15 protein-coding genes are annotated in these 19,502 nt (G+C 61.2%); 6 read left to right on the plus strand and 9 right to left on the minus strand.

Going from position 1 to position 19,502, the window contains the following annotated elements; translation table 11 throughout:
- Window positions 1-214: 214 nt before the first annotated feature.
- Together HRL41_RS03070 and HRL41_RS03075 are read left to right on the plus strand one after the other, a co-directional pair.
- Window positions 215-1,627 carry a sodium-dependent transporter gene (locus tag HRL41_RS03070; protein ID WP_172135487.1) on the plus strand — a complete coding sequence of 471 codons (1,413 nt, stop codon included), beginning with the start codon at window positions 215-217 and terminating at the stop codon, window positions 1,625-1,627.
- Window positions 1,628-2,034: 407 nt separating this feature from the next.
- Window positions 2,035-4,719 (plus strand): DEAD/DEAH box helicase, encoded by a 2,685-nt coding sequence (locus tag HRL41_RS03075; RefSeq protein WP_216662483.1) that lies wholly within the window; start codon window positions 2,035-2,037, stop codon window positions 4,717-4,719.
- A gap of 6 nt (window positions 4,720-4,725) precedes the next feature.
- On the opposite strand, the gene HRL41_RS03080 is transcribed toward HRL41_RS03075, so the two are convergent.
- The gene (locus HRL41_RS03080; RefSeq protein WP_165170395.1) at window positions 4,726-4,992 is read right to left on the minus strand and encodes a hypothetical protein; all 267 of its coding nucleotides are present in this window, start codon (window positions 4,990-4,992) and stop codon (window positions 4,726-4,728) included.
- A 555-nt stretch (window positions 4,993-5,547) separates the two neighbouring features.
- On the opposite strand from HRL41_RS03080, the gene HRL41_RS03085 reads away from it, so the two are divergent.
- The 4 genes from HRL41_RS03085 (at window position 5,548) to HRL41_RS03100 (ending at window position 8,717) form a co-directional block, all read left to right on the plus strand.
- Window positions 5,548-6,192: a TetR/AcrR family transcriptional regulator gene (locus tag HRL41_RS03085; RefSeq protein ID WP_172135488.1), complete on the plus strand. Its 645-nt coding sequence runs from the start codon at window positions 5,548-5,550 to the stop codon at window positions 6,190-6,192.
- Between the two features lie 545 nt (window positions 6,193-6,737).
- Window positions 6,738-7,211 carry a zinc ribbon domain-containing protein gene (locus HRL41_RS03090; RefSeq protein ID WP_172135489.1) on the plus strand — a complete coding sequence of 158 codons (474 nt, stop codon included), beginning with the start codon at window positions 6,738-6,740 and terminating at the stop codon, window positions 7,209-7,211.
- Between the two features lie 746 nt (window positions 7,212-7,957).
- Window positions 7,958-8,161: a helix-turn-helix transcriptional regulator gene (locus HRL41_RS03095; protein ID WP_172135490.1), complete on the plus strand. Its 204-nt coding sequence runs from the start codon at window positions 7,958-7,960 to the stop codon at window positions 8,159-8,161.
- A 22-nt stretch (window positions 8,162-8,183) separates the two neighbouring features.
- Window positions 8,184-8,717 carry a hypothetical protein gene (locus HRL41_RS03100; RefSeq protein WP_172135491.1) on the plus strand — a complete coding sequence of 178 codons (534 nt, stop codon included), beginning with the start codon at window positions 8,184-8,186 and terminating at the stop codon, window positions 8,715-8,717.
- A gap of 8 nt (window positions 8,718-8,725) precedes the next feature.
- Here the strand turns inward: HRL41_RS03100 and HRL41_RS03105 are convergent, their stop codons facing one another.
- From HRL41_RS03105 to HRL41_RS03140, 8 genes are all read right to left on the minus strand, one after another.
- The gene (locus HRL41_RS03105) at window positions 8,726-9,892 is read right to left on the minus strand and encodes an MFS transporter (RefSeq protein WP_172135492.1); all 1,167 of its coding nucleotides are present in this window, start codon (window positions 9,890-9,892) and stop codon (window positions 8,726-8,728) included.
- A 113-nt stretch (window positions 9,893-10,005) separates the two neighbouring features.
- The gene (locus HRL41_RS03110; protein ID WP_253904670.1) at window positions 10,006-10,365 is read right to left on the minus strand and encodes an oxidoreductase; all 360 of its coding nucleotides are present in this window, start codon (window positions 10,363-10,365) and stop codon (window positions 10,006-10,008) included.
- 2 nt (window positions 10,366-10,367) lie between these two features.
- Window positions 10,368-12,674: a molybdopterin-dependent oxidoreductase gene (locus tag HRL41_RS03115; protein ID WP_172135493.1), complete on the minus strand. Its 2,307-nt coding sequence runs from the start codon at window positions 12,672-12,674 to the stop codon at window positions 10,368-10,370.
- Window positions 12,675-13,384: 710 nt separating this feature from the next.
- Window positions 13,385-14,683 carry a trigger factor gene (locus tag HRL41_RS03120; protein WP_172135494.1) on the minus strand — a complete coding sequence of 433 codons (1,299 nt, stop codon included), beginning with the start codon at window positions 14,681-14,683 and terminating at the stop codon, window positions 13,385-13,387.
- Between the two features lie 101 nt (window positions 14,684-14,784).
- Entirely contained in the window at window positions 14,785-15,036 is a 252-nt protein-coding gene (locus tag HRL41_RS03125; RefSeq protein WP_172135468.1) for a hypothetical protein, read from the minus strand.
- A 170-nt stretch (window positions 15,037-15,206) separates the two neighbouring features.
- Complete coding sequence (locus HRL41_RS03130) at window positions 15,207-16,709, minus strand: MFS transporter (protein ID WP_172135495.1); 1,503 nt, start codon at window positions 16,707-16,709, stop codon at window positions 15,207-15,209.
- A 67-nt stretch (window positions 16,710-16,776) separates the two neighbouring features.
- On the minus strand, window positions 16,777-17,109 hold the full coding sequence (locus tag HRL41_RS03135) for a 4Fe-4S dicluster domain-containing protein (protein ID WP_172135496.1): 333 nt from the start codon (window positions 17,107-17,109) through the stop codon (window positions 16,777-16,779).
- A 35-nt stretch (window positions 17,110-17,144) separates the two neighbouring features.
- Window positions 17,145-19,481: a molybdopterin-dependent oxidoreductase gene (locus tag HRL41_RS03140; RefSeq protein ID WP_172135497.1), complete on the minus strand. Its 2,337-nt coding sequence runs from the start codon at window positions 19,479-19,481 to the stop codon at window positions 17,145-17,147.
- Window positions 19,482-19,502 lie beyond the last annotated feature (21 nt).

Consider the following 19,502-nt stretch of genomic DNA (forward strand, 5'->3'; position numbering starts at 1 on the left):
AGAGATCGCGGCCTGCTGTCCGGGAGGGGGGACGCAGCCTGCTGTCCAGGAGAGCCGCGGGCGGCAGCCGACCCGCCCGCTGATGCCTGGGCAACAGGCTGAGTTTCCGCCGCCCGCGGCCGAGCTGATCGGGTAGAATGGGCAGGCTTGCATTTTCGTCCAAGGCGCGCGGGCGCACCTGCCGCACGCCCCGAGGCAGGAAAGAAAACGGCACATGACAGGCAAGACGACCACCGACGCACCGCGCGAGCACTTCGCCTCGCGCCTCGGCTTCATCCTCATCAGCGCAGGCTGCGCCATCGGCCTGGGCAACGTCTGGCGATTCCCCTACATCACCGGCGAGCACGGCGGCGCGGCGTTCATCCTGCTCTATCTCGTGTTCCTCGTGGTCCTCGGCCTGCCCGTCATGGTGATGGAGTTCGCCGTGGGTCGCGGCAGCCAGAAGACCTCGGCGCTCGCCTTCGACACGCTGCAGCCCTCGCGGCGCTGGCACTGGTTCTCGTGGTGGGGGTACGTCGGCTGCCTGCTGCTCATGATGTTCTACACCACGGTATGCGGCTGGATGCTCGCCTACGTGGCGAAGATGGCCACCGGCGCCTTCGCGGGGCTCGACGCCGCGGGCGTCGGCGGCGTGTTCTCCTCCATGCTCGCGAGCCCCGTCGAGCTCGTGGGCTGGATGCTCGCCGTGATCGTGATCGGCCTGATCGTGTGCAGCCTCGGCCTGCAGAAGGGCGTCGAGCGCATCACGAAGGTGATGATGCTCGCGCTGCTCGGCGTGATGGCGCTGCTCGTGGTGCGCAGCGTCACGCTGCCCGGCGCGGCCGAGGGCCTCGCGTTCTACCTGATCCCCGACTTCGGGCGCATGCTCTCCGGCGGCCTGGCCGGCTTCGGCGAGGTGGTGTACGCCGCCATGGGCCAGGCGTTCTTCACGCTGTCGCTCGGCATCTCGGCCATGGAGGTGTTCGGCAGCCGCATCGGGCCCGAGCGCTCGCTCACCGGCGAGGCCATCCGCATCTGCGCGCTCGACACGGCCGTGGCCATCGTGGCGGGCCTCATCATCTTCCCCGCCTGCTTCGCCTTCGCCGTCGCCCCTGACCAGGGGCCCGCGCTCGTGTTCGTCACGCTTCCGAACGTGTTCAACCAGATGCCGCTCGGGCAGCTGTGGGGCGCGCTGTTCTTCGTGTTCATGAGCTTCGCGGCGCTCTCCACCATCATCGCGGTGTTCGAGAACCTCATCTCTTTCACCATGGAGAAGTGGGGGCTCACGCGCAAACAGGCGCTCGCGCGCACGGCGGCGCTGGTCACCGTGCTGTCGCTCCCCTGCGCGCTCGGGTTCAACGTGCTCTCGGGCGTGACGGTGCCGGGCATCGGCGACATCCAGTCCGTCGAGGACTTCATCGTGTCGAGCAACCTGCTGCCGCTCGGCAGCCTGCTCTACGTGGTGTTCTGCCTGAGCCGCGGCGGCTGGGGCTGGGAGAACTTCCTCGCCGAGGCCGACAAGGGCCAAGGCGCCCGCTTCCCGCGCTGGGCGCGCGGCTGGCTCACCTTCGGGCTGCCGGCGCTCATCGCGGTCATCTTCGTCATGGGGTACGTGCCGAAGATCATGCTCTGGACGGGAATGGCGTAAGCGCGCAGGGCGCGGGGGCGCGGGACGTAGGGCGCGGAAGCGCGAAGCAACAGGAAAGGGATGCCTTGATCGTGGAGATTTGGGGACTTTCGGCGCGATTTTCCCCTTCTCGCCGCGCGCGCCTGATTCTTCCTTCATACTAGTCGGCTGCTTCACGCGAAATTCTTTCTCGTTTCTCTTCACGCTCAGGCGGCCATGTGGAAGCCGCCCTCGCTTGCAGATTTCAGAAAGCGGCTCGAGTAAAGCAAAGAGCACCCCACGGGGATGGGTGCGACGGCGCCGCGCAAACGCGGACCGGAAGAGAAACGACGCAATCACCAAGCCTGCGAACACGCGGGGCGGCGCTGTGCCGCGCCCGTCGCATGCCCTGGGCACGTGCGTCATGAGAGAGAAGGAGCAACTCCCCCATGACTGAACCTATCGAGAAGGATCTGACCTGCGAGGCTGCCAAAGCGGCCGCCGGGGTTGCCACCTCGGCCGCAGTCGAGGCCGAGGTCGAGGCCGAGCCGACGGCGGAGGCCGCAGCCGAGGTTGAGGCCGAAGCCGAAGCTGAGGTCGAAGTTGGCGAACCTGCTGCTGAGGACGCGACCGAACCTGCTGTCGAAATCGCGGCCGAACCTGCTGCTGAGGTTGCTGAAGCTGCGACCGAACTGACTCCCGAAGCTGAATCCAACTCTGAACTCATCGACAGCGACAGCGACGTCACTGACACCACCGAGGCTGCCGACAGCGACGACTCCGCTGACGCTGACAGCTTCGCCGACGCCGACGACAACGCCATCAATGCCGACGACCTCACCGACGCCGACGACCTCTCCGACGCTGACGCCGATGTCGAGGACGAGGCGGACCTCGACGAGCTCGACCCCGAGGAGGCGGCTGCCGAGACCGAGGAGGCCGACGTCGACGTCGCCGTCACCTTCGCTGACCTGGGGCTGTCCGAGGACGCCCTGCGCGCCGTGGAGAAGCTCGGCTACGAGAACCCCACGCCCGTGCAGGAGCAGGCGATTCCCGTGGTCCTCGAGGGCCGCGACCTCATCGCCGCCGCCTCGACGGGCACGGGCAAGACGGCCGCCTTCCTGCTGCCGCTTCTGAGCAACCTGCCCCGCGCCGGCCGCGGCAAGCGCGCCCCGCGCGTGCTGGTGGTCACGCCCACGCGCGAGCTCGCGCAGCAGATCGCGTTCACCTGCATCAAGGTGGCGCGCGCCACCGGGCACTTCGCCACCACCGTCTACGGCGGCACGCCCTACGCCCCGCAGATCCGCGAGATCAAGGGCGGCACCGACGTGCTCATCGCCACGCCCGGGCGCCTGTGCGACCTCATGGAGCGCGGCGTGGTCGACCTCACGCAGATCGGCGCGCTCGTGCTCGACGAGGCCGACCGCATGCTCGACATGGGATTTCTGCCCGACGTCACCACCATCGTGGAGGCGCTGCCGAAGGAGCGCCAGACGCTTCTGTTCTCCGCCACCATCGACCAGTCCATCGAGAAGAACCTCGGCTCGCTTCTGCACGACCCGGTGATGGTGCAGATCGCGCACCGCGGCGAGACGGCGGCCACCGTCGAGCAGTTCATCATGCCGGTCCCCTACAGGGAGAAGCAGGCGCTGCTCGAGGCGGTGCTGCGCGAGAAGGGCCACGAGCGCGTCATCGTGTTCGCGCGCACCAAGACCCGCTGCGAGGAGTGCGCCCAGGCGCTCATCGACGCCGGCTTCACCGCCGAGTCCATCCACTCTGACAAGAAGCAGGGGCAGCGCCGCCGCGCGCTCGACGCGTTCCGCAAGGGCCGCACCGACATCCTCGTGGCGACCGACGTGCTCGCGCGCGGCATCGACGTGGTCGGCGTCGACCACGTGATCAACCTGGACCTGCCTGACATGCCCGAGGACTACGTGCACCGCATCGGCCGCACGGGCCGCGCGGGCGAGTCGGGCTACGCCATCTCGTTCGTGAGCGCCAACTCGCGCCGCATCCTGCGCGAGATCGAGGACCTGATCGGACGCGACATCCCCGTGATGCCGATGGAGACCTACGAGCTCGACCTCTCCATCCTCGAGAAGGGGAAGAAGAAGCGCAAGCCGAAGCGCTCCGAAGGCGAGCGCAAGGGCTACAAGGGCGAGCTCGACTGGCAGCGCGAGCGCGCCCGCGAGGAGCGCGAGGAGCGCCGCGAGCGCCGCATGCTCGAGGAGAAGGGCATCATCCCCCGCGAGGATCGCAGGCGCGATGACCGCGGAGGCAGCCGCCACGACGACCGCTTCGAGCGTGGCGAACGCCGCGACGGGAGGCGCTTCGAGCACGACGACCGCCAGCATGGCGAGAAGCGCGGCGGGTTCGACAGACGCGACGAGCGTCGGGACGACCGCGGCGGGGAGCATCGCTTCGATCGCAGGGACGACCGCCGCGGAGAGCGCCGCTTCGACCGCAAGGACGAGCATCGCGGGGAGCGCAGCTTCGACCGCGACGACCGCAAGGGCGGGTTCAAGGGCCGCGACGACCGCGGTGAGAAGCGCGGCGGGTTCGGCGAGCGCAAGGGCGGGTTCGGCCGGAAGGACGATCGTCGTGACGGCGAGCGCCGCTTCGACCGTGACGACCGCAGGCGCGATGACCGTCACGGCGGGTTCGACAAGAAGCGCGAAGGCGAGCGCGGCGGACGTCGTTTCGACCGTGATGACCGCAAGAGCGGGTTCAAGGGCCGCGACGACCGCAGGCATGACGATCGTCGCGGCGGGTTCGCCGGCAAGAAACGGGATGACCGCCGTGACGGCGAGCGTCGCTTCGACCGCAGGGACGAGCGCCGCGGGGAGCGTCGCTTCGATCGCGACGACCGCAAGGGCGGCAAGGGCGGCTTCAAGGGCCGCGACGAGCGCCACGGCGGAGAGCGTCGCTTTGACGACCGCGGGCGCGGCGGACGCGACTTCGACAAGAAGCCCCGTCGCTTCGCCAGCCGCGACGGGCAAGGCTACCAGGGCGCCAAGAAGCACGACGCGGGCAAGGGCAAGCCGAAGCGCGACGCGGGCGCGCCCGCGAACCCCAACGGCATTCGCGCGTTCGGCGAGCGCAAGCTGCGCGAGAAGTACACGCGCATCAAGTAGCGCCCGTCACGCGAGCTGGTAAAAAGTTCGCGCCAACTGACGCGAACTCATCCGCAGACAAGGGAAGGAGCCCCGCGGGGCTCCTTCCTGTCTCATCTGATCGCGCCAGCTGCGCTTGGCTCGTGCGCGGTTGTACTTCACGTCGCCCTGCGCGCCATGCCCGCAGGCGAACCCGTTGTAGCGCGGCTTCTTCGCCAGCGTGGCCTCCTCAGCCGACTGCCGCCACACCACGTTCGCGTTGCCGCGCGCATCCGCGCGTCGCTTCTTCGACATGCACCCCACCTCCTTCAACTGCTCGGGGACATCAGCGCGATCATATCACACGCAGCCCCCTTCGCCTACGCACGCCCGGCCCCCTCGTCCACAGAGTCGCGACCATCCTCGTCTCGCGCCGCCTCTCGCGCACGTAGCTACGTCCTGCCAACAGCCCACAGCGTCCTTCGTTCACAACAACGCCCTGTCAACAGCCCACAGCGTCTCCGCATGAGACAGGGGGCTGAAGCATCGGCATGGCCTCTGTGCCTGGCGGCATAAGCGAGCGGCCGCACATCAGAACGACCGCCAGCGCGCTACCTCATTGGCTGTCGTTCATCGGTTATCGCACCTCATTTTGGACTTAACTAATAATTGCTAGCTTATATCAATATACGAGCATTCACTCGGTTAGAAACATCTGGGACAAGGTTGCTTATCTTTAGAGTTTGCATCGCTATCTCCAGCATATACCAGCATTTTTACATTTATATCTAGCGTTTACTTATTTTATATTTATACTAGTCTTTACTAGTTATCGTGTGTTTTGTGAATCGCAACGAGAGGAACGTCACCATGCCGAGACCAGCAGGACCCGCCCGCGACACGCGCAACGACATCCTCAACGCCGCCATGGAACTCTTCGCAACGCAGGGGTTCGCCGCCACCACCGTGAAGGACATCGCAGCACGTGTCGGCGTCAAGGACGCTTCGCTCTACAACCACTTCAAGAGCAAGCGCGCCATCTTCGACGCCATCGTCGAACGCGAGCTCGCGCACCTCCAAAATCTCTTCGAGCAAGACGGTGCGCCCCATGAAGTGACCATCGATCCCGCATCCTCTCTCGCGCAAAGCGACGACGAACTCGAAGCTGTGATCTTCTCTAGCTACCGTCCCTTCTTCGAAGACGCCGGACTCATCTGCCTGCGCAAGATGCTCACCGTCAACCAGTTCGAGGACCCGCACGCAGGCGAGCTCTACCAAGCCGTATTCATCGAGCAGCCCCTGCGCCTGCAGACCACGCTCTTCGACCGCATGGTGTCCCAAGGACTCTTCGCGCAGTGCAACGCGCGCCTCGCCGCCTATGAGCTCCACGGCGCTGCGTTCGTCCTCCTCAGCCAGAACCTCTCGTGGACCGAGGCCATGCCGCGCCTGAGAGCGATCCTGCGCGCCTTCGAGCGAGCCCACCGCGCTGAACACAGCACTCACCGCAATATCTGACGCAGCGTCCACCACATCACCTCCTCGCTTCGTTTCTACACGCTGCCCTGACGCAGCACTCATGTACGCTACCCCGACACGACGTTCATCATGCTTTGTCATCCTGATCTGCCTCTCTTCGTGCGTTGTCGCAAACGCAGCGCACCAGCTCATCCGCGAATGTTTCACGTGAAACATTCGTTCGTTCATTGGAGTACGCCTTCTCACATACGAAACGAGCGTCATGCGCCTTGCGTGGCACGTTGCGTGATACGTCGCTTAGGCTTGGGGATGGATCAAAAGGACGCTTACTGCTACCTTTCGCTACCTTTCGCTACCTTTCGCTACCTTTCGCTACCTTTCGCTACCTTTCGGAAAAGCTACCCCTGGATTTAACTCGTCATCCGCGAATGTTTCACGTGAAACATTCGTTCGCGCGAGAGGTGCGGCAACGGCCCGCAAGCTGCAGCAACCTGCATGCGACGCCCGTCACGCAACAGCGCGTTGCTTTACGCATGTCGCATATCATGGTTGAATGTGAGGGCACTCTCACGAAAGGAGCCCCCATGGCTATCGGAAACGCCATCGCAACGCATCGCAAGGCACGCGGACTCACCCAGGAAGAGCTGGCGCGCAAGCTCTACGTCACGCGGCAGGCCGTGTCGCGCTGGGAGAACGACGAGACGACGCCCGGCATCGACATGTGCAAGCTCATCGCGGTCACGCTCGACGTGCCGCTCATGCACCTCGTTGAGGCGCCCGAGAGCATCGACGGGTACTGCCAGAGCTGCGGCATGGGGTTCTTCGGAGATCCCGAGACGCACGGGACCAACGCCGATGGAAGCATGTCAGACGAGTACTGCACGTGGTGCTACCAGAACGGCGCGTTTCAAGGCGAGGAGTCGATGGATGACCTCATCGAGCGCTGCGCGCCCTACATGATGGAGTCCGCCCACGTCAGCTACGAGGAGGCCGTCTCCATCATGGGAGCCATCCTCCCCCACCTCAAGCGCTGGCAAGAGGAGGGCGCTTCCGCCTAATCCCAAGCACACGCACGACCCGCAATCCGCAACCCGCTTTGCGTTTTGCGAAACGCGCTTTTCGTGCCGTGATTGCGGGTCGTGATTCACGAGCTACAACCCAGCGTTCCGCTTTGAGAATAGCAATCTGCGGATCACGTTTAGTAGATCGCGTTTAGCGGATCGTACCCAGCGTATCGTACTTAGAGGATCATGCTTGACGAATCGTACCTAGCGAATCGCGTTTAGCAGATTGAGTTTCGCGAATCGTACCCAGCAAAACATGTTTCGCGAAACGTGTTTTGCGAAACGCAACCGTTAAAACCGCCCTGAATTTGGCGCCTGTCGGCTTCTTGGTCGATAGGCGCCTTCTTCTTTTCGAGATACGGGACGAACGAAAAGAGACAACTCCGAACTGAAGGATGAGGGAATCCTGAAAACAATTTGTCAGATATAGTTGACACATATTTTGAAATGTCATATATTTCCGACATCGAGCCCGGCAGAGATCAGAGGAATCCCGCAGGGGAAGCCAACATCCTGCCACAGGCCGAAACCTGACGCCAACGAAGCGGCACGTCATCGCAAACAGGGTCAGACGTCAGCAAAGCGAACACGCCGCTGGAAGTTGAGAACCGGCAACAGCGAAGCGACGTATCGCCGCAAGCTGGAGCTTGGCAAGGTGCAACGGAGCGCTCATTGTGCCTTGCCAAGCTCCACTTGCTACAAGCTGAAGTTCGTTCGCGCGATGCGCAGGAAGGAACTGCATGGAAGGAACCAAGAACGTGCGCCTCAGGGAGGCGCGACGCGCGGCGGGGCTCTCGCAAGCCCAGCTGGCCGCTGCCGTGGGCGTCACGCGGCAGACGGTCTGCCTCATCGAGTCGGGCAGCTACAACCCCACGCTCAACCTGTGCGTGTGCATCTGCAAGACGCTCGGCAAGACGCTCGACGAGCTCTTCTGGGAAGAGTGATATTATGATGAAAGGAATCCCCATGAACACCCTCAAGCGCCTCTTCACCCCCTCGCCCAAAGACGAGCGCGTATCCGCGCAGCTCGGCCCCATCTACAAGGCCGGCTTCTACGTGCTCGCGTTCGGCATCCTCTTCGACGTCTTCACGCGCTACAACTACCTGGCGCAGACCGACGCCGACGGCACCCCGCTTGCGACAAGCTCCCTCGAGCTCGCCTTCCTCGTGGCTGCCTGCACCCTCGTCGCGCTCCTCATGGCGAGGCGCGGCATCTACAGCGACTCGCTGCGCTACCTGGAGGCGAGAAGCTTCCTCGACACGGGCGCCATCGCCCCCACCCTCGGCGTCACCGCCCTCATCTGCATCGCCGCCGTGGGCGGGCGCCTCTACAACGAGGTGGCCTTCTTCGGCTGGGGCGGGGTCACCTGGGCAGGGGACATCGCCATGTTCGTCTTCATGTTCGGCATGTTCGGCACGCTGTTCATGGTGGTGCAGTACTTCACCTGGCGCAGCTACCGCGCGCGTGAGGACCGCCTCGCCCAGCAAGAGGAGGAGTAGCCCGCAAGCTACTTATGATAGATCGCCTCAAAAAGAGCGAGAGCCGCCAGCGCCATTGCAGCGTTGAAGAAAAACATGGCTGAAGGCCCCCATGTCTGCAGAACCGCTCCACCAGCTATGGGGCCTAAGCCCATCCCCAAATCAGGTCCGATAAAGAACGTGTTCGCCGAGCGCCCGAGCATGGCTTCAGGCACATTGCGCACTGACTCCGCTTGGATGGAAGCATAGGCAGAGCCTTGCCCTATCCCCATGCAGATGCCGCCGATCACCACACCGGCAACTGAGTCAAACGCGGCCAGCAACAGCATCCCCAACGCCGCCACTGCTATCATAGGCAGAGTCACGCACCGCACCCCCCAAGCATCGCTCGCACGTCCCGCCAGAGGACGCGCTCCCAACGTTGCCATCGCGTAGCACGCAAAGTACAGCGAGGCTGCTTGGACGCCACGCAACTCACTGGCAAGCAGAATGAAAGACGACGTGGTTCCCTGCGCCACCATCAACATACCCGCAACCAGCGCTAAAGGAGCAGCGGGCAGGTAGAAGTACGTGCGAAGCGAGAAGCGTTGCCGCGCGCACCCGGGCATACTCCCACGTATGCCATCGCCTTCTCCTCCTGGAACCCGAAACTGCAGCGCCAACACCAGCGCACCTGCCAAAAGGGCTCCTGAAGCCGCAAACGAAACCGCGTACCCCCAGGTTGCCTTCACTTCGGAGCCCACTGCAGGCCCCACCGCTACGGCAGCAGTGTAAGCAAGTCCCATCCAGCCCACCGCAGCGCCCACACGAGCATGCGGCACGATTAGCGGCACCAACGAGACAACGATCGTCGACTTGAACGCGAACGCAAAGCCCTGCAACGCCAAACATATGCCCAAGGCTGGTACCGACCGAAACAACGCGCATCCAAACGCACCCATGCAAAACAGCGCGCTGGATGCCACCAGCAGAACCTTCTTGCTTGCATAATCTGATACAACCCCGCTTATCGGACGAATGACCAACGCAGACGTAGCAAGAAGACCTGCAAGGAAGCCCGCCACAGGCACGGAAGCACCGAGCGATACCGCGTAACCAGAAACAAGCGGACGCGTAAGAAAGGCTCCCATCTGCAACATTGCCTCAACAAGAAACAGCTGTACAAATCGACTATTCCACATCTTCTCGCCACTCATGACTCTTCGCCCCCAAGCACGCGACCCCGGCCTTCCGCTGAAGCGAAACCCGGGGTCGCAATAATCATCTCACCAAAACTTATCGCGTCTTCCACACAACGTCTATCAGGCGATTAGGGCAGGAAGATCGAACACTGCTCTCCTCTTTCTGCCATCTTATGAGCCAGCTCCTCGAGCGTGCCGTACTCGATAGCATTCGCTAGGCAATGCAGCACGCACGACGGCACGCCTCCTGCCTCCACGCGGCTCTCACACATAGTGCAGTAAGTCGTCGGCACAGGAACATACTTGCCTTCCCACTTGCCGTCCATCTTACGCCACGGACCCATTTCCAAAAGCTTAATACCCCACTGGCCCTGAGGCAAACCAAGCTCGTTGCGACACGCAATCTCACAGGTATGGCAGCCCGTGCAGTACTCGTTATCAATCATCAATCCATAGGTGGCCATCGTATTACCCCCTTTCTTTTCCATGTTTAGTTCTCAGAGCGATAGATCTTGCACGGCAGCGCGCCATAGTGGGATCCCAATCCCAACTTGCCAATCTCCTTCCACGGCATGAGCGAGTTGATTGAGGACTTGCGTACGCTGAACAGTTCGGTGTCCTTGTCCTCGGGATACCACCAGCCGTGGTCGCAGCCGATGACGCCCTCCTTCACGATGGGAGTTACGTCAGCCATCATCTTGCACTTACCCCATGGATTCTCGATGGTCACCCAATCGCCCTGGCTGATGCCGTATTTCTCGGCGGTCACTGGATTGATCTCCACCGTCGCAGCCTTGCGAATCTCACGCAGGGACTTGATCATGCGATGCTCAGTGTGGAACGAGGTGGGACGACGCGCTCCAGTTACGAAGTCGAGCGGGTATTCCTCTATCCACTCGGGACGCGAGCGCTTCGAGAAGCGAGGCTCCTCGTAGTAGGGCAGGGGATCCTCACCGAGATGCTGCTTCACAGTACTCCACAGCTCCACGCGACCAGTAGGAGACTTAAAGCCCGACTTGCCATCAGCACGCAGCAGACCCTTCTCGTACTGGTAGTAGGGAATCTCGTAGCGGCCGTACACCCACTCGCGGAGCTTCTCGTAGGTCATCGGCTCGCCCGTTTCAGGATCTGCCGTATAGGGAATGTTCTGGATCTTATTGTCCAGGTAACCGCGCTCGTCAGCCCACTTCTCAGCATCCTCGGTGCGATCCGGATTGATGCGGTGGTCGAGATCGAGCATGATCTGCAGATCGCTCTTGCACTCGCCCAAAGGCTCAAGCACCTGCGTGAGCGCATGGAACTGGCCAGGCTGATTGCAGCCGTGGAAGGTGACGATGCCCTCATGCTCAAGCGACGTGGAAACCGGCAACACCACGTCAGCAAGCGCCTGGATGGTGGGGTTCATAAAGATGTCGGTGGCACAAATAAACTCCTTGTGGCGGCACGCCTCCATCCACTGCATCGGCTGCTGCGTAATGCAGGAGGAGATGAAGTTCGAGCTTTGGATGAACAGAAACTCAATCGGATAGGGGATGTTGGTGCGCAGCGTATCCAACGTGCAATCAGGCTGTGTAGTATTAATGATGAAGTCCATCGCGGGATACTGGTCATGGCCGGCAATCGGAATGGGGTTGGTATCCTCCTCGTTCACCTGCATGCCAACACCCTTGCGACCTGTGGAACCGCCGTTAAGCATCGTCTGGCCGAGCTTAATGCCACCAGGGTTATCCAAATTGCCGCAGATGGCGAATATGCCCCAAATCGCATGGCAAATCTGCAGCGTGTTGGGATTCTGATCGGTTTTCAGGCCCACTGACGCCGTGCAGGGCTTCTGCGCAAGCAGGCGGGCAGCCTTGTAGATATCCTCAACCGGAACTTCGCAGATCTCAGCAGCCATCTCAGGTGTCATGGTGCGACAACGCTCAGCATACTGGTCAAATCCATACGTCCACTTCTCGACAAACTCGTGATCATAGAGATCTTCCTCGATGATGACAGTATTCAACGCCATGGCGAGCGCTGCGTCAGTGCCGGGACGAATCTGGAAATGGATCTCAGCATGGCGCGCAAGCCAGTTGGCACGCGGGTCGACAACGATGATCTTCATGCCGCGCTTCATCATGTCGACCGTGCTGTGCCCAAACAAGCCGTCGGGATTCGACCACAGGGTATCACGACCCCATATCAACATATACTTTGGCAACTCGTAGCGAGGATCGTCAAAGCGGTCTTTGAAGCCGAATGCGCCGTCGTACTCAACGTAAGCGCAGCCGAGCAACCAGTCCATCGCGGTCTGACGCGGGATAACGCACGACCAACCACCGTTTGCATGGATGGCGGTGCGGCTGTGGAACACCTGGTTGCACGTCTGGAATTGATACGCGCTCGCCTCACGACCAGTGCCTGTCCACACAGAAACCGTATCGGGGCCGTACTTCTCAGTCAGCTCGTGGTACTTCTCGACGATAATATCGTATGCCTCGTCCCATGTGCAGCGCTCCCATTTGTCGGGCTGACCGCGGAACTGGCGCTCGCGCTTCATGGGGTACAGCAGACGATCCTCGTGGTAAATGTACTCGGGCATCGTGAGGCAGCGAATGCAAAGGCGGCCATTTGTGATGGGCTGGTCAGGGTCGCCCTCAACTTTGATCAGCTTGCCGTCCTTGACGAACGCCTTCAGACCGCAACCGACGCCGTGGCATCCCGGAGGCGACCATTGAGCCGTGCGGTACACCAACGTACCGTCCTCAAGCTCGGTGACGCGCGGGGTTTCGGAAACTCGCGTCAATTCACTCATCCTGCTTGCTCCTCTCTCCTTCGTTTCTCGTTGGCTTACCCAACAAAGCCCATTTTTCACGTCCGGCGCGCCCACATCATCTGCTCACTGGTAGGAATTAGGCGTATTGCCTGTTCAGGCAATGTAAAATACCACTTGCGAGATCCGCCCGTAAGACCACAGGTATTAGTTCGGAGGCATAGGGGCGCACGTCTCTGCGGGTCCTTCGGCGATCTTTCACGCGCAGTCCTTACGCGTCCGGCTTGCCACGCGACTCGATATGCTCACCGCCGCATGCGGCGCACGTCTTCGGACTCTCACCCGGCTCCACCACATGCCCACAGTCGCGACACGCAAGAACGAGAAAAGAGATGCCGAGGTCGGGATCCTTGCATCTGCCGCAATGGTTACACACATAGCAGCGTTCCACCTTCGAATATCCTTTCATCTAAAACAACAGAAGGGGCGGTAAATGCTCGCCCCCTCTCATCACCGCTCTCAACGTACCGCCGCACTACCGCCTGCATCGACCGCTTCGCCCACAGCAGCCACACCGTTTGCGCTAACCGCGCTCGATGATTGTCCAGGCGGTAGCGGCACACACCAGCCGCAGCCTGGGCAGACCCGCGCGCGCAACGGCACCACTGCATCGCAATGCGGGCAACGCAAGTCGCGTGATGACGTGTCGTTGGTGCAGCTACCGCAATTCCTGCAGGGATAGCACATGGGGGCTACCCTCTCACCGTCGCCGTATCGGCCAGCCAATTGAGGGCGCGCATGCGCTTGGCCGATGACTCCACCAGCGCAAAGCGCCCCGTCCGACGAAGAGCTTCAGGGTCGTACGAGCCCGCACCAAACGCTTGCTCGCATGAAAAACGCAAGTCCTCCTCGGTCAACCTCATGTCGCGACCGTCGAACAGCGCCTCCAGGGCAAAACCCTGGCGCAAGTTCTCACCCGACTTGATAAGCATCTGGACGCTCAGCTCCTCCTCGTTCATATGCTCGGCCTCAAGGTAGTCGTCGATCGTCTGCCCCCTCTCGGCCAGCTCACGCTCGAGCTTGGCTCTCTGGCCTGCGCCTGAGGCCTTATAAAACTCGTCGGGAATCTTGCCCACCAGGCGCTTTTCCAACTCAATGTTAGCCAGACGCGCTAACGTGTCCCGGTTCAAAATGGTCATCTCAGCCTCCATGCCTGCCCGCACGCCAGCATAGAGCTCGTCCACGCTCGCCGCCTTCTCCACATTGGCATTCACCCAGGCGTCGGTCAGCTCTGGCACCGTCTTTGTCTGCTGCGAGAGCACCGTCACCGTTGCCGAGAACTCATCCATGTCGTCATCCGATATTCCACGCGCTCGCGGCACGCGGTAGTCAATGACCTTCGTCTCGCCTACGTCCATTCCCACAACACCATCCATGAACTCGTCGGGCATGAAACCCGGCTCCAGTTCAAAGTACATCTTAGAACCCGTCATATGTGCGACGGGCCTACCCTCGCATATCGTCATGATGTCCACGGCAATGCAGTCCCCCAATCGCACGGGATGCGCCGGAGCCTCCTCATATGCGGCATGCGTCTCCAAAAGCCCCGCGATGCGAGAAGCAACCATGTCATCAGTAACGTGCTCCTCATAAGGGTCGACCTCCACCGGCTCGTACGAAGTGAGCATCAGCATGGGACGCTCCACCACGGAGAGCTTGAACGCAAAGGCATCGTCAGCGCGGGGGTAGTCTAGCACGCTTATCTGCGGCGTGAGCGCCGGCGTGACGTCTAGCTTTCGCACGGCGGCGCTCACAATCTGGTTCACCACGAAGTCGCGACGCAGCTCGCGATAGTTCTCCTGCCCCATGCGCGCTTCAGCCGCTATGTCCACCTCATTCCATGGAGCATCGAGCGCCAATCCGTGATGTGGCGCCACCACCTCATAGAACTCTGCCAAACACGCGTGCACGGAGCCCGCAGCGACCGCCAAGGAGATCTCTATGGCGCCGGTCTCGAAGCTGTCAGTTCTCGTCAGTTCTGTAAAGTCCATCTGTCCGTCCTCGCGTCGACGTGCCGCGCCCGCAACGGCGCGTCTTCATGACCAACAGACCGACACGATGCCGGTCTGTTGCAAACAGCCTTTCTCGATTGCTAGTTGCCCGCAGGCGGCTTCGGAGCGCCGGGGGCTGGAGCCGGTGCCGGCGCAGGGGCACCCGGCACCTTCGGAGCGCTTGGAGTACCCGGAGCACCCGGAACCCCAGTACCGCCCGGCACGCCGACGATGGGCGGGGCGCTCGGAAGCTTGGCACCGCACTTCTCGCACGTCTCGTTGATGAAGTCGTTCTGCGCACCACACTCGGGGCAGGTCTTCTCCACGCTAATCGCAGCTGGTCTGAAGCACATAGTTCGTTCTTCCTTTCTTCGTTGTTGTTCGTTGTTGTTCGTTGCTGTTCGGCGATTCTTCGCCCAAGCAGCAACCCTTTCCCTCAATGCCCCGTTCGCACGCAGGGCTGCATTGGCGGCCGACGTGTCAGCCGCCAAAGTGGAGGGACAGCCCGTTATGCGGAGCAAGGCTACTCGGCTGCCTTCTTTGCCGCCTCGCGCTCAGCCAGATCAGCGGCGATCTGCTCCATCTTATTCGAGTCAAGACGATATCCGAAGAAGAACCCGACGAAGGAAATCGCAAAGCAAACCATAGGAATGAGGCAGATGATGTTGATCATGCCTTGGGTCAGCTCTGGTGAGGGATCCATGCCGGACACAAAGCCGATGGCAGCCAGGCCGAAGCCCGTCAGCAGACCGGCTACGGCGTTGCCGATCTTCGGGCACCACTGGAACGTGGACATGATGAATGCCTTGGCAGTCTTGCCATCACGCCACTCGCCGTAGGCAACGGCATTGGACTGCATGCCCATCATGGTGCCGTTCATGAAGTTCATGCCGAAATACGCACCGCAAATGCACGCGATGAACGCCATCTCGCTGGACGCGCCGACGAAATAGCATGCCATCATGGAAACGCAGCCGATAGCTATGCCTATCAGATAGGTGCTGCGGATGCCGAGCTTGCGTGCTATGGGCTCGGACACGAACGTTGCTACCAAGCCGGTGATGTTGCAGGCGGTCAGCATGACGGCAGCCATGGCCACATCGCCAAACGCATAGGTGAATACATACATCGCCATGCTTTGAATGGTCATTTGCGCGATGAATCGAATGATCTCGGCGAACAGACCCACCAGCGCCGGTAGATTCGTCAGCCAGTACTTCAGCATCTCGGACAGGCTGACTTTCTCACCCGGGTCGATCGGCGGCACCTTCTCACCGCGCTTCTTGGCGGCGGCGCGCTCCTCGCACAGCTTCTGAGTGGGATCCATGCCGTCAATGCGCTTGAACATCACGATGAACATGATGATCATGATGATGCCGAAGATAAGCGCCAGAATGGTGAAGCCCGCAGGACCGGCATTCTGAGCGTTTTCACCTGCAGGAACCGCATACACCAATCCGTTGATGGTCAGGATGAAGGGCAGGGAGACGGCAGCGAACAGCACCTTCACTAGCATATTGCCCTGGGCTTTGCGCTGCGAGAGTAGCGTGCGGTCAGCCTCGGTACGGCTAATGACCGGAACTATGGACGTCGCGGCGATCATGAAGAAGCTCGAGAAGAAGCCGCCCACGATCTGGAAGAAGATCATCCACGCTGTCTTAGCGCCCGCATCAAGAAACACCGGATCCACGAACGTCATCATCAGGCAGACGAAGGTGATGGGGGGTGCCACCAGAAGCCAGCTACGATACTGGCCGTGCTTCATCCAGAAACGCTCGATGATAATGGCAGCGATAATGACGAAGAACCACTCGCCCACGCCAGTGACAGCCTTGACCGTGCCCATGATGGCAGGCTCAAGGCCGCATATCTCCGTCAGGAAGTACGACCAATAGTTGCTGTTCATCTGGTTAAACGCGGTCCAGGTCAACATGCCGAGGCCGTAGATCAGACCTAACGCCTGCGAGACGTTGTTCTGGATTGCGCCTGCAAGCTTATCACCCGCAGCTTCCATCTTCTCACTCATTGAACTCCCCTTTTCCTCTCGCTTATCAAACCCGGCGCCTTGAGTGCAAGGCGCCGGGCAGTGCACCTTATTCGACCGTGAAAAGAACCATGCGCGGCTTGGTAGCCTTCTTCGCAAGCTCCTCTACGGGACCATACTCCATCACCAACGACTGGCAGTGATGCACGCACGTGGGAACCTTGCCTGCAGCCACGCGATCAGCACACAGGTCGCAGCGCTGGGTAGGCATGGGTACGAAGTCCCACTCCCACTTGCCCTCGCCCATCTTCCATGGCCCGATCTCGGTGAGCTTGATGCCGAACTCTCCTTCGCCGAGACCTTTTTCCACCTTGCACGCCACCTCGCAAGCATGGCATCCAGTGCAGAACTCGTAATCAATCAGAAGACCTTGTTGTGTCATGCGTCTGAACTCCTTTCCTTATAATTCACCCGAGCCTACTGGTTGTCTTTGCCGGCGTAGATGCGATCAAAGTACTCCTCGTAGATGCGCTCGAACTCGGCACCGTAACCCTCGGGAGCCGGATACACCTTGGCAAGCTGCGTCTTGTATGACGAGCCGTAGCCGCTCGGACCGAAGTCGCCCTGGACAGTGCAACAGTTGATGTTGGAATCCCACAGACCGAACAGCGACGGCTCCTCCTTCGCACGCTCGGGGAACCACCAGCCATGCTCGGCGCTGATAACGCCTTCCAGCATGGTGTCAGTCACATGCGCGACCTCGATGGCTTTGCCATGGGAGTTCTCAATGACTGCCCAATCCCCTTCCTTGATGCCCGCAGCCGCAGCGTCCTTCGGATTGATGGCGAACATCGGCCACTTATGGAACTCGCGCATAGTGCGCAGCTGGCGATGCTCAGAGTGGAAGTACTGCCAGCAGCGGCGGCCGGTAGTCATTACCAGCGGATACTCGGCGAACAGCTCCGGAGTGGATACGGGGCTCTCCGGCGGCTCCTTGAAGTAGGGCAGCGGATCCATGCCGACGTTGTTGTACATGTTGCAGAAGAACTCGACGCGCCCGGACAGCGTGTTGAAACCCGGGGTGCCGTCGAAACGCAGCTTACCGGTCTTGTACTTGTAGTAAGTGAACTCGGGATACACGATGACCTTCTCACGCAGCTCGCTGAAGGTGATCTGCACGGGCACGGTGGCCATGTTGTTCGTGCAGAACTCGAGCATCTCGGGCACATCGTCCCAGTAGAACAGGTCGGGGTTCATCTTCTTGCCCAACTCAAGCATCATCTGCTCATCGCCCACGGCATCGCCCGTCTGGGTGACCTTGGTGATAGCGCGCAGCGGGGTGTACCAGCCGCGCACGCCATTACGCTCGCAGCCCATGGCCATGGGGATGAACAGGTCGCCGATGGCCATAGCCGTAGGGGTCATGAACAGGTCGCATACCACAACATGATCCATCTCCTTGAAGGCGTTGTAGATGCGACGAGCCTGGCCGGCCATGTTGGTGAATGCGGTAGTGGAGCACATGAACAGCATCTTGACCGGATAGGGCTTGCCCGTCTCGCAAGCGTCGAGAATGGCCTCGGGGATGGCATGGCCGCCTTTGCCCTTGGCGTTCATGAGGCCCCAGTTGCCGTCATCTCCCAGACGGCCCTCGCGCACATTCGGCAGACCCTTGGCGACGTTCTCGCGGATGTCGGATTGCACGTAGCCGAAGTTGATGCCCACGAAGCCGCCGGGGTTGTCGATGTTGCCGGTCATGGCCTGAAGGCACACCACGGCATGAGCGGTACCGTTAGCTTCCTTGTTCTGATCGAAGGCCACGCCCCACTGCAGCGCGGTGACGCCCACGGTGCCAATAAGACGGGCCGCCTTGTAGATGTCCTCAGGAGCGCACCAGCAGATCTCGGCGGCGCGCTCAGGCGTCCAGTCAGCCACGCGCTGCTTGTACTCATCGAAGCCGTAGCACCAGCAGTCCACGAACTCCTTGTCGTAGAGCTCTTCCTCTACCATCACGTGCCCGATGGCCAAGGCGAGCGCAGCATCGGTGCCAGGGCGCACCTGAATGTAGTGCTCGGCATGCGCAGCCAGCCAAGTCACTTGAGGATCGACTACCATCAGCTTGGAACCGCGACGCATGCAGTCGATGATCCAATGGCCGTAGAAGCCGTCAGCGTTGGCGCGAAGCGGGTTGTTTCCCCAGATGAGGAACATGTCGGGACGACGGTACTCGGGATGGTCGAAACGCGCCTCGTTAAGCTGGCCGCAGTCGGCGATGAAAGTGTCGCCCAGAACGGCGTTCATGCCCTGCATGCGCGGAGTATAGCAGCAGTTGCCAGCGAGCATTCCGCAGTTGTCGTTGGGAGTGCCGAACGCGCCCTGGCCTAGTACGTTCGACTGCCAGGTGGCATTACGGCCTGTGCCGGCACCGGTGCAGATGGACTTCGCGCCATACTTCTCAGTGGTGTCCTTCACCATCTCGGCGCACAGCTCATACGCCTCGTCCATGGTGATGCGCTCCCACTTGTCAAGGCCGCGGTCCTCACGGGCTCGCTTCATGGGATGGGTGATGCGGTCGGGGTGATACACGGCCTCGACCATGGCCAAGCAGCGCATGCACAGGCGGCCGTCGGTGACCGGCGAGTTCGGATCACCCTCAACTTTAACCAGCTTACCGTCCTTGTCCGTGTAGAACAGGATGCTGCAGCCCTGGTGGCAGCCGGGAGCAGACCACTGCGTGGAGCGCGTGACCGTCAGATCCCCCTCTTGATACTGCCAATCCTTCTTGTAGACCTCAGGATTAAAGCAATCTCTCATGCAAACTCCTTCCAAGAACCT

Source organism: Adlercreutzia sp. ZJ473 (assembly GCF_013185065.1).
Taxonomy (GTDB): Bacteria; Actinomycetota; Coriobacteriia; order Coriobacteriales; family Eggerthellaceae; genus CAAEEV01.

Excerpts from the sequence above, each read along its gene's own strand:
- HRL41_RS03140 (WP_172135497.1), bottom strand. The coding sequence starts at position 19,481 with ATGAGAGATTGCTTTAATCCTGAGGTCTACAAGAAGGATTGGCAGTAT.
- HRL41_RS03095 (WP_172135490.1), top strand. The coding sequence starts at position 7,958 with ATGGAAGGAACCAAGAACGTGCGCCTCAGGGAGGCGCGACGCGCGGCG.
- HRL41_RS03070 (WP_172135487.1), top strand. The coding sequence starts at position 215 with ATGACAGGCAAGACGACCACCGACGCACCGCGCGAGCACTTCGCCTCG.
- HRL41_RS03115 (WP_172135493.1), bottom strand. The coding sequence starts at position 12,674 with ATGAGTGAATTGACGCGAGTTTCCGAAACCCCGCGCGTCACCGAGCTT.
- HRL41_RS03135 (WP_172135496.1), bottom strand. The coding sequence starts at position 17,109 with ATGACACAACAAGGTCTTCTGATTGATTACGAGTTCTGCACTGGATGC.
- HRL41_RS03105 (WP_172135492.1), bottom strand. The coding sequence starts at position 9,892 with ATGAGTGGCGAGAAGATGTGGAATAGTCGATTTGTACAGCTGTTTCTT.
- HRL41_RS03100 (WP_172135491.1), top strand. The coding sequence starts at position 8,184 with ATGAACACCCTCAAGCGCCTCTTCACCCCCTCGCCCAAAGACGAGCGC.
- HRL41_RS03120 (WP_172135494.1), bottom strand. The coding sequence starts at position 14,683 with ATGGACTTTACAGAACTGACGAGAACTGACAGCTTCGAGACCGGCGCC.
- HRL41_RS03110 (WP_253904670.1), bottom strand. The coding sequence starts at position 10,365 with ATGGAAAAGAAAGGGGGTAATACGATGGCCACCTATGGATTGATGATT.
- HRL41_RS03090 (WP_172135489.1), top strand. The coding sequence starts at position 6,738 with ATGGCTATCGGAAACGCCATCGCAACGCATCGCAAGGCACGCGGACTC.
- HRL41_RS03125 (WP_172135468.1), bottom strand. The coding sequence starts at position 15,036 with ATGTGCTTCAGACCAGCTGCGATTAGCGTGGAGAAGACCTGCCCCGAG.
- HRL41_RS03085 (WP_172135488.1), top strand. The coding sequence starts at position 5,548 with ATGCCGAGACCAGCAGGACCCGCCCGCGACACGCGCAACGACATCCTC.
- HRL41_RS03130 (WP_172135495.1), bottom strand. The coding sequence starts at position 16,709 with ATGAGTGAGAAGATGGAAGCTGCGGGTGATAAGCTTGCAGGCGCAATC.
- HRL41_RS03080 (WP_165170395.1), bottom strand. The coding sequence starts at position 4,992 with ATGTCGAAGAAGCGACGCGCGGATGCGCGCGGCAACGCGAACGTGGTG.
- HRL41_RS03075 (WP_216662483.1), top strand. The coding sequence starts at position 2,035 with ATGACTGAACCTATCGAGAAGGATCTGACCTGCGAGGCTGCCAAAGCG.